Source organism: Candidatus Dormiibacterota bacterium (assembly GCA_036495095.1).
In the GTDB taxonomy this organism is placed as follows: domain Bacteria; phylum Chloroflexota; class Dormibacteria; order Aeolococcales; family Aeolococcaceae; genus CF-96.
In genome coordinates, this window is sequence record DASXNK010000162.1 from 1 (window position 1) to 9360 (window position 9360).

Consider the following 9360-nt stretch of genomic DNA (forward strand, 5'->3'; position numbering starts at 1 on the left):
TCGCGGTACCGCTCTCCTCGAGGCGGCTGCCGTCGGCGATCAGCACCGCCCGGGAGACCGGGTTCATCGCCTCCCGCCAGCTCCGCAGCACCCGGCGGCGGAAGCCCTCCTCGCGGTCGGCGCCGGCGGGGATGGCGAGCACCAGCGAGCGGTCGGGATGGGCGACGAGCAGGGGTCCGCCGGCCTTCTCCACCAGCGCCCGCATCACCTCCGGGACGGTCAGCACGCTGCCCTGGAAGAGCGGGTCGGAGCCCATCCGCCAGCCGTCCCGGGCCACCCTCCCGGCGGCGCGGATGCGCTCCGGCAGGGCGGCGAAGCGCGCCGCGGTGTTGGCGTCGGCGGCGCGGCGCACCTCCTCCTCGCCGTGGCCCGACCACTCCTCGCGGGGCACGCCGCGCATGTACGAGCCGGGCAGGGCCTCGGCGAGGAAGGCCACCAGGTCGGCGCCGAGGGGCACGGTGAGCAGCTCGGCGGCACGGCTGAAGTCGGCGAGGTGGTCGCGGCTGCGCACGCACCAGAGCAGCCGGCCGAGGCCGGGGCCGCCCCCGTTGCCGCCCGAGGCCGGCGCCCCCGGGGTGAGCCGCGCCTCCGAGGTGCGGACGAAGCCGGCGATCAGCGTGGCGGTGCTCTCGGGCCGGCGCAGCACCTCGAGGTGGAGGGGGCCGAGGGGCAGCATCACGTCGACCGAGGGGCCCCGCAGCCGGAGCGCGAGGCGGGCCGGATCGGCCTCCACCTCGAGGTTCGGGTGGCGCGCCGCGAACTGCAGGCGCAGCCGCTCCGCGAAGGCGGTGCGATCCGCGAGATCGTCTGCGGGGGTCACGTGGCGGGAGTCTGCCGCACCGGGACGGGCGCCTGGGGTCAGGCGGCCCTGCCGCGCTGGGAGACGTAGTCGATGAGGATGTAGTCGCCGAGCCGGTCGGGGCTGATGAAGAAGGCGCGCCCGCGGTTGAGGCGGGTCATCTGCTTGACGAACTGCACCAGGTGGTAGTTCGACTCGAGCATGAAGGTGTTGATCGTGATGTGGTCGCGGGTGCAGCGCTGCACCTCGACCAGGGTCTTGTGGAAGGTCTCCGGCAGCGGCGGGTAGAAGAACACCGCGTGGGAGCCCTCCATGTGCGCGGTGGGCTCGCCGTCGCTGACGATGATGATCTGCTTGTTGGCGCCGGGGTGGCGGCCGAGCAGGTGGCGCGCGAGCATCAGCCCGTGCTGCATGTTGGTGCCGTACACGTACTCGGTGTAGGTGAGCTGGGGCAGCGTCGCCGGCGGGATCACCCGGGCGTAGTCGCTGAACCCCACGATGTGCAGGGTGTCGCGCGGGAACTGGGTGCGGATCAGCGAGTCGAGCGCCAGCGCCACCTTCTTGGCGGCGTAGAAGTAGCCCCGCAGCGGCATGCTCCGGCTCATGTCGAGCATCAGCACCGTGCAGGAGCGGGCGGTGGCGTCGCTGCGGTGCACCTCGAAGTCCTCGGGGGCCAGCCGCGGCGTCGGCCGCAGCACCCCGGCGCTGCGCGGCGCGCCCCGCAGCTCGGAGGCCTCGCGGCGGACCGCGTTCATCACCGTCTTCTCGACGTCGAGGGCGAAGGTGTCGCCGAACTCGTAGGGCTTGCTGTCGTCGCTGCGCTCGCCGCCGTGGCCCGCGGCGTGCAGCTCGTGGTTGCCGAAGCGATCGCGCTTGAGCCGGCTGAAGAGGTCGCCGAGGGCCTTCTGGCCGATCCGCCGCATCCCCCGGGCGGTGAGCTGGAGGTTGCGCCCGTCACGCTGCACCAGGCCGCTCTCCTCGAGCTTGCGGAGCATCCGCTGGAGCTGGTCGTGGCTGGCGGCGGCGTCCTCCCCGAGCAGCTCGCGGAGCTGCTCGCGGCTCTCGGCGTCGAGGTCGTGGCCGCGGTAGGCGTCGCGCAGCGACTGCTCCAGCCGCTCCATCGACTGCAGCCGGCCCATCAGGTCCATGGCCTCGTCCAGGGGCAGCTCCTCGCCGCCGAAGAACGAGTACCGGTTGCCCAGCCGCTGCCGCGGCGAGAGCAGCTCCAGCGCCCCGGCGAGCTGTGAGAGCTCGGCCTGCAGCTCGGCGTCGCCGAACGCCGACTCCATCAGCTCGCCGAGCTGGCGGCGCATCTCCGGTGAGAGCGACTGCATCAGCGAGTCCATCCGGGCGAGCTGCCGCTGCAGCTGCTCGAGGAACTCCTCGAAGGTCGGGGGCGCGTCGGGGAACATCCGGCCCCACCTGCGCAGGAACGCCTGGTAGTGGGCCTGGAGCTGCTCCGGGGGGATGCCCTCGAGGCGCTCGCGCATCAGCGCGTTGAGGTCGTGGATCATCTCCCGCAGCACCGACATGTCCTGCCCGGACATCTGCTGCAGGCGCTCGGACATCTCCTTGAAGTGGGTGTCGACGATGCCCTTCTTCAGCTCCTCGAGCAGCTTCTGGAAGGCCTGCTCGGCGCGGGGGTCCATGAACTCGTACTGCTGCAGCTCGCGGATGGCGCCGGCGGGCTCCTCGGGGAGCTTGTCGAGGGTCTCGCGCCGGGTCTTCGCCACCCGCTCCAGCACCCGGCGGGCGCTGTCGTCCGAGGCCTGCTCGAGGCGCTCGCCGATGCCCTGGCGCTCGGTGCGCAGCACCGCGTCGAGCTTCTCCCTGATGTCCTTGAAGATGCCGTCGAGGTTGAAGCGCTCCAGCTGCTGCTGACGGCGGCGGCGGAGCTGCTCCATCATCTCCTCGATCCCGAGCAGCCGCTTGCCGCCCTTGTCGCGCCAGCCCTGGCTGAGCAGCCGGCGCAGCGCCGAGTCGAAGTCCCAGCCGTGGAAGACGTCCTCGCTGAGCCGCGAGAAGAGCTCCTCGACGTCGGGGCCCAGCGGGTCCTGGGTGCCGTCCCAGGAGGCGAAGCGTCGCGGCCGGAAGTCGGGGTTGCTCATCCGCCGTAGATCGCGCTGCCGTCGACCGGCGTCTTGTTCAGCCGCTTGCTGAGGTGCAGGCCCTCGAGCACGAACTCCAGCGCCGCCGCCTGAGAGGCGGGGGTCGAGGGCTCGTCGAGCTTGGTCAGCACCCGCTCCAGCCCGCCGAGGTCGCGCACCACCGGCAGGTAGGTGTCGGCCACGGCCGCGTCGCTGACCTCGACGGTGAAGCCGCTGCGGTCGAACCGCTGCACCACGTCCGCGAACTCCTGCACCGTGAAGTGGCGCCGGAAGACGTTGCTGGTGGCGGTGCGGATGATCTTCTCGAAGACCGCGGTGTCGTCGCCCTCCTCCCAGGTCTCCAGCTCCAGCTTGCCCGAGCTGGACGCGACCAGCGAGGGCAGGTCGCTGATCCGCGGCACCGCCTCCTTCTCGCCCCTGCGGATGGCGCGCCGCAACGCGTTGCTCGCGAGGTTCTCGTAGTTGGCGATGCTGACCCGAACCGAGACCCCGCTGCGCTGGTTCACCTGGGGGCTGCGCCGGGCCAGGTGGGTGATCTCGGCGATGATCTCCTTCATGTAGGCGGGCACGCGCACGTCGGCGGGCGAGTCCTCGAAGACGGTGTGCTCCTGCTCGACGATGGCGATCTCGTGCTCGATGGTGCGCGGGTAGTGGGTGCGGATCTGCGCCCCGAAGCGGTCCTTGAGCGGGGTGATGATCCGCCCGCGGTTGGTGTAGTCCTCGGGATTGGCGGTGGCCACCACGTAGACGTCGAGGGGCAGGCGGATCCGGTAGCCGCGGATCTGGACGTCGCGCTCCTCGATGACGTTGAGCAGGCCCACCTGGATGCGCTCGGCGAGGTCGGGAAGCTCGTTGATCGCGAAGATGCCGCGGTTGGTGCGGGGCACCAGCCCGAAGTGGATGGTGAGCTCGTCGCTGAGGTAGCGGCCCTCGGCGACCCGGATGGGATCGACCTCCCCGATGAGGTCGGCGATGCTGGTGTCGGGGGTCGCGAGCTTCTCCGAGTAGCGGCGCTCCCGCCCGATCCAGGTGATCGCGGTGCCGTCGCCGTGGTCGGCGACCAGGTCCCGGCAGCGCCGGCAGATCGGCGCGTAGGGGTCGTCGTTGATCTCGCAGCCGGCGATCGCGGGGATGTGGTCGTCGAGCAGCGAGATCAGAGCGCGCACCAGGCGGGACTTGGCCTGGCCGCGCTCACCGAGCAGGACGATGTCCTGGCCGGCGAGGATTGCGTTCTCCAGCTGGGGGAGGACGGTGTCGTCGTAGCCCCGGATGCCGGGGAAGAGCGGCTCGCCTGAGCTCAGCTTGCGGATCAGGTTGCGGCGCAGCTCCGCCTTCACGGAGGTGACACCGTACTCCGAGCGCCGCAGGTCGCCGACGGTCTGCGGAAGAGTGGCCATCCCCGTGAGCGTACACCTGTTGGCAAGATCGATCCCGGCCCCGAACCGGTCAGGCGGGCACCACGCCGGCCGCCCGGCGGAGCCGGGTGGTCTCGCGCATGCGCCCGACCAGGCGGTCGGCGATGCTCGGGTCCTGCCCGAAGTGGAGGTGCAGGAAGGAGGCCACCAGGTCGCCCTCGACCCAGCCCTCGCAGCCGAGCGGCTCGCCGTCGGAGTCGTGCACCGACCAGGCGGGGCGGGGGCGGCTGCCCTCGAAGGTGCCCGGGCCGACCAGCGAGCAGGCGTGGTACTCGTGGCCGCGCAGCCGCCCGCCGGCGGCGCCGAGCATGCAGTCCTCCATCAGCCGCAGGGTGCGATAGCCGGCCCGGGGCGTCGCCGAGCGGGTGGCCACCTCGACCGGGACCAGCCCGGCCATGTCGTGGAGGTTGCCGTCGGCGGTGCGCAGCGAGCGGCCGAGCAGCATCAGGCCGCCGCACTCCGCGTAGATCGGCAGCCCCTGGGCGTGGACCCGGCGGAGGGCCTCGAAGAGGCCGTGGTTGGAGCTGAGCCGGGGAGCGAAGACGTCGGAGAAGCCGCCGCCCAGGTAGAGGCCGTCGAGGTCGCGGGGCAGGGTCTCGTCGAGCGGCGAGAAGGGGACGATCTCCGCGCCCGCCTCCTGGAGCAGCTCGAGGTTCTCCGGGTAGTAGAAGCAGAAGGCGTCGTCGTAGGCCACCCCGAGGCGCACCCGCTCGCCCTCGGCGGCGGGCGGCGCCGGGCCCACGCCGGGGAGCGGGTCGGCGGCGGCCATCAGCCGTTCGATGAGCTCGAGGTCGCAGTGGCGCTCGACGGCGTCGGCGACCTGCTCGATGGCGGCGTCGATGCGCGGCGCCTGGGCCACCGGCAGCAGCCCCATGTGCAGCTCGGGGATGCCGCACGCCTTGTCGGCGGGCAGCGCGCCGAGCACCGGGAGGGTGGCGTAGCCCCAGACCGCGTCCTCGACGAGGCGGCGGTGGTGGTCGCTGGCGACGTTGTTGAGCATCACCCCGATCAGCCGCAGCCGGGGGTCGAGCTGCCGCACCCCGAGGGCGATGGCGGCGGCGGTCTCGCCGATGGCCGCGGCGTCGATGACCAGGATCACCGGGGAGCGGGCGATCCGGGCCAGCTCGGCGGTGCTGCCCGGGAACGGGTAGGCGCCGTGCTCCTCGCCGGGGCCACGGCCGTGGCCGTCGTAGATGCCGTTGGCCCCCTCGATGACCGCGCAGTCGGAGCCGAGGGCGCCGCGGGCGAGCGAGCGGCGCACCCCCTCGTCGCCGAGCATCCACGCGTCGAGGTTGCGGCAGGGACGGCGGCTGGCGTGGGCCAGGTACGCGCAGTCGAGGAAGCCGGGACCCACCTTGTAGGTCTGCACGCTGCGACCCCTGCGGCGGAGCGCGGCGACCAGGCCCAGCGTCACCGTGGTCTTGCCGGTGCCCGCGCACACCCCCGCCACGACCAGCCGGGGGAGGGTCACCTCGTCGTACATCCGCGTCTCCGGACTCGCCACTGCGCGGCCCGCGTCCTTCCCCCACGCTCCGGACGCCGGCCCCGAGTGACGCTAGCACCGAGGCCGGAGGCTGTAAAGCAAGAACGCGTCACAACTACCCGCAAACGCCGCCTGGAGCCCGTACCATGACGAGCATGAGGGGAGCCGCGCCGATGCGCGTGATGATCGGGGCGACGGTGCTTCTGCTGCTGGGGGGGTGCGGACGCCCCGAGACCACGGCCACCACCGTCACTGCCCAGCTGCCCTCGGTGCACGCCCCGGCGAGCCCGGACGCGGTCCCGATGAGCCCCGCCCCGGTGGCGCCGCCGGCCCCGCTGGTCGACTCCGCGCTGAGCCTGACCGCCCCGCCGCAGCCGGTTCCGATCCGCTTCCGCGCCCCCAGCGTGGGCATCGACACCCCGATCCTCGCCGTCGGCCGGACCGCCACCGGGTCCATGGACGCCCCCGAGGGGCCGGCCACCTCACCGAACTGGCAGGAGTCCTTCTGGTACCGCGGCGGCTCCGAGCCCGGCCAGCAGGGCACCACCACGATCGCCGGCCACGTCGACGACGTGCTCGGCCGCCCCGCCGCCTTCTGGAACATCCGCCAGCTCAAGCCGGGCGACGTCGTCGAGATCGCCGACCAGCGCTCCGGCGGGCACTCCCGCTACCGGATCACCGACGCCGCCGTGTACAGCTACGCGCAGGCGAACTCGCCGGACCTGCTCCAGCGGCTCTACGGCGACGCCGCGTACAACGGCGATCCCACCCAGCGCAACCTGGCCGCCGACGCGGTGAGCCGGATCAGCATCATCACCTGCACGGGCACCTTCCACCGCGGCTCGAGCTTCGGCTACGACCACCGCTTCATCGCCTTCGGCATCCTGGTCCCCGACGACCTCGGCCCGGCGGCGACCATCCCCCCCTCCGACCTCCACCTGTTCTAGCCGGCCGGCGAGGCTAGGCGGCGCCGAGCCACGCCCACACCGAGGCCTCGATGCGGGTGGCGATCTTCTGGTAGCCCCGGGCGTTGCCGTGGATCCAGTCGGTCCGGTCGGCGGCGGTGAAGCCGTGCTCCACGTCGAGAAGCAGGCCGGCGTGGTACTGACGGGCCAGGCCGGCCAGCGCCGCATCCCAGGCGGTGGTGTAGACCTGGGCGACCTGCCCCGGCGGCAGCGGGCCGCACGGCTGGATGGTGCAGTCGACGTGGGTGCCGACCAGGAGGATGGGCACGCGCGCGGCGGCGATCCTGCCGAGCAGCAGCCGGAGGTCGGCCACCGTCTGGGCGATCGGATAGCCGCGCATCGCCTCGGTGGTGCCGAACATGACCACCATCAGCCGGGGATGGAGCCGGAGCAGGCCGGGGAGCTGGAGGGCGACCGGCCGCGGGTGGTTGGGCTCGGAGGCGGGATCGACCATCTCGTGAGCGCTGGTGCCGCTGATCCCCGCGTTGACCACCGGGACGCCGAGGTCGCGCGCCATGTCCCAGGGGTAGCTGCGGGCGGGTGCCGGACCGTAGACGGCGGAGGTCGTGCCCGTCCCCCAGCCGTAGGTCAGGCTGTCGCCGATGGCCACGATCGGGCCGGTTCCGGCGAGGGTGAGGGCGGGGGTGGGCGTGGGCACCGGGGTCGGCACCGGGGTGGGGACGGGGGTCGGCACCGGCGTCGGCGCGGGGGTCGGCAGCGGCGTCGGCAGCGGGGTCGGCAGGGCCGTCGGCACGAAGGCCTGCGAGGCCGCCGCACCCGAGCAGGCCGACAGGAGGACCGCGGTCACGAGCAGGGCGACGGTGGACGGCAGGCGCATCGGGATCTCAGCAGGAGGGCACGCGACCGGGGAGGAGGTCGGCACCGAGGGGTCCGTCGAACCCATGAAACCATGCGCGGGATCCCAGCGGTCGCCGGTCACGAGCCGGACCCGGGCCGGTCGCGAATCGATGACCGCCGGGGGTGGTCTGGCTAGGCGGAGCCGAGCCTCGCCCACACCCCGGCCTCGATGCGGGTCGCCATCTTCCGGTAGCCCCGGGCGTTGCAGTGGAGCCAGTCGGTCCGGTCCGCGGCGGTGAGGCCGCGCTGCACGTCGAGCACCAGGCCGGCGTGGTACTGGATCGCGAGCCCGGACAGCGCCGCGTCCCAGGCGGTGGTGTAGTTCTGGGCGACCGCCCCCGGCGGGGGCGGAGAGCACGCCTGGACGGTGCAGTCGACGTGGGTGCCGACGAGGACGATGGGCACGTGCGCGGCGGCGATGGTGCCGAGCAGCTGCCGGAAGTCGGCCACCGTCCGGGCGATCGGCCAGGCGCGGTTGGCCTCGGTGGTGCCGAACAGGACCACCATCAGCCGGGGATGGAGCCGGAGCAGGGCGGGGAGCTGGAGAGCGAGCGGCCGGGGGTGGTCGGCCTCGGAGGCGGGATCGAGCACCTCGTGAGCGCTGGTCCCGCTGATGCCCGCGTTGACCACCGGGACGCCGAGGTCGCGCGCCATGTCCCACGGATAGCTGTGAGCGGGTGGCGGACCGTAGTAGGCGGCGGTCACCCCGTTCCCCCAACCGTAGGTCAGGCTGTCACCGAGGGCCACGATCGGACCGGTCCCCGCCAGGATGGGAGCGGGGGTGGGCGTCGGCACCGGGGTGGGGACGGGCGTCGGCACCGGCGTCGGTGCCGGGGTCGGCAGCGGGGTGGGCAGGGCCGTCGGCAGCGGGGTCGGCACGAAGGCCTGCGAGGCCACCGCGCCCGAGCAGGCCGACAGCAGGACCGTGGTGAGGAGCAGGGCGGCGGTGGGCAGCAGGCGCATGGGATCTCAGCAGCGGGGGGAGGCGGTCGGCAATGAGGGGTCCGCCGGACAGATGAACGATGTGCGGGACAGGAGCGCAGACCGGTCACGACCAGGACCCGGGCCGGTCGCGAAACCATGACCGCCGGCGGCAGGTCGCACCGCGCTCAGCGCAGTATCGCCCGCACCGCGGTCTCGATGCGGTTCGCCATCAGCTGGTAGCCCTGTGCGTCGCAGTGGATCCAGTCGGTCATGTCCGCCGCGGTGAAGCCGTGCTCGACGTCGAGGACCAGGCCGGCGTGGTACTCGGTGGCCAGCGCGGTGAGCGGGGCATCCCACGCGGTGGTGTAGACCTGGGCGGCGGGATCCGATGGCCCATGCGGCCCCTGGCACGGCTGGACGGTGCAGTCGACGTGGGTGCCGACCAGGACGATGGGCACGTGCGCCGCGGTGATCCGGTCCAGCAGCAGCCGGAGGTCCGCGTCGGTGCGGGCGATCGGCCAGCCGCGGTTGGCCTCGTTGGTGCCGAACCCGACCACCATCAGCCGGGGGTGCAGGGCGAGGAGCGCGGGAAGCTGGAGGTTGACGGGACGCGGATGGTTGGCCTCCGAGGCGGGATCCAGCACCTCGTGGGCGGTGGCCCCGCTGATCCCCGCGTTGACCACCGGGATGCCGAGGTCGGTGGCCATGTCCCATGGATAGCTGTGGGCGGGTGCCGGACCGTACTCGGCGGCGGTGACCCCCGTCCCCCACCCGTAGGTCAGGCTGTCGCCGAGGGCGACGATCGGGC

8 protein-coding genes are annotated in these 9360 nt (G+C 72.9%); 1 reads left to right on the top strand and 7 read right to left on the bottom strand.

The genetic code is table 11. The annotated features are described in order from the left end of the window. The 4 genes from VGL20_16630 to VGL20_16645 form a co-directional block, all read right to left on the bottom strand. Positions 1-820 (bottom strand): hypothetical protein (locus tag VGL20_16630; protein ID HEY2705309.1); only part of this gene is annotated, 820 nt, incomplete at its 3' end. A gap of 38 nt (positions 821-858) precedes the next feature. Then, positions 859-2907, bottom strand: coding sequence for a VWA domain-containing protein (locus VGL20_16635; GenBank protein HEY2705310.1), 2049 nt, complete (start codon positions 2905-2907; stop codon positions 859-861). Beyond that, positions 2904-4304 carry a sigma 54-interacting transcriptional regulator gene (locus tag VGL20_16640; GenBank protein HEY2705311.1) on the bottom strand — a complete coding sequence of 467 codons (1401 nt, stop codon included), beginning with the start codon at positions 4302-4304 and terminating at the stop codon, positions 2904-2906. The genes VGL20_16635 and VGL20_16640 overlap by 4 nt, the downstream gene beginning before the upstream one ends. 49 nt (positions 4305-4353) lie before the next feature. Next, positions 4354-5805: a cobyrinate a,c-diamide synthase gene (locus VGL20_16645; GenBank protein ID HEY2705312.1), complete on the bottom strand. Its 1452-nt coding sequence runs from the start codon at positions 5803-5805 to the stop codon at positions 4354-4356. A 173-nt stretch (positions 5806-5978) separates the two neighbouring features. On the opposite strand from VGL20_16645, the gene VGL20_16650 reads away from it, so the two are divergent. Continuing rightward, a complete protein-coding gene (locus tag VGL20_16650) occupies positions 5979-6752 on the top strand; it encodes a class F sortase (protein HEY2705313.1) in 774 nt (257 codons plus the stop codon). A gap of 13 nt (positions 6753-6765) precedes the next feature. Here the strand turns inward: VGL20_16650 and VGL20_16655 are convergent, their stop codons facing one another. The 3 genes from VGL20_16655 to VGL20_16665 form a co-directional block, all read right to left on the bottom strand. Continuing rightward, the gene (locus VGL20_16655; GenBank protein HEY2705314.1) at positions 6766-7608 is read right to left on the bottom strand and encodes a GDSL-type esterase/lipase family protein; all 843 of its coding nucleotides are present in this window, start codon (positions 7606-7608) and stop codon (positions 6766-6768) included. Positions 7609-7760: 152 nt separating this feature from the next. Continuing rightward, the gene (locus VGL20_16660) at positions 7761-8591 is read right to left on the bottom strand and encodes a GDSL-type esterase/lipase family protein (GenBank protein HEY2705315.1); all 831 of its coding nucleotides are present in this window, start codon (positions 8589-8591) and stop codon (positions 7761-7763) included. Positions 8592-8737: 146 nt separating this feature from the next. Then, a partial coding sequence (locus VGL20_16665) for a GDSL-type esterase/lipase family protein (GenBank protein HEY2705316.1) occupies positions 8738-9360 on the bottom strand: 623 nt, incomplete at its 5' end.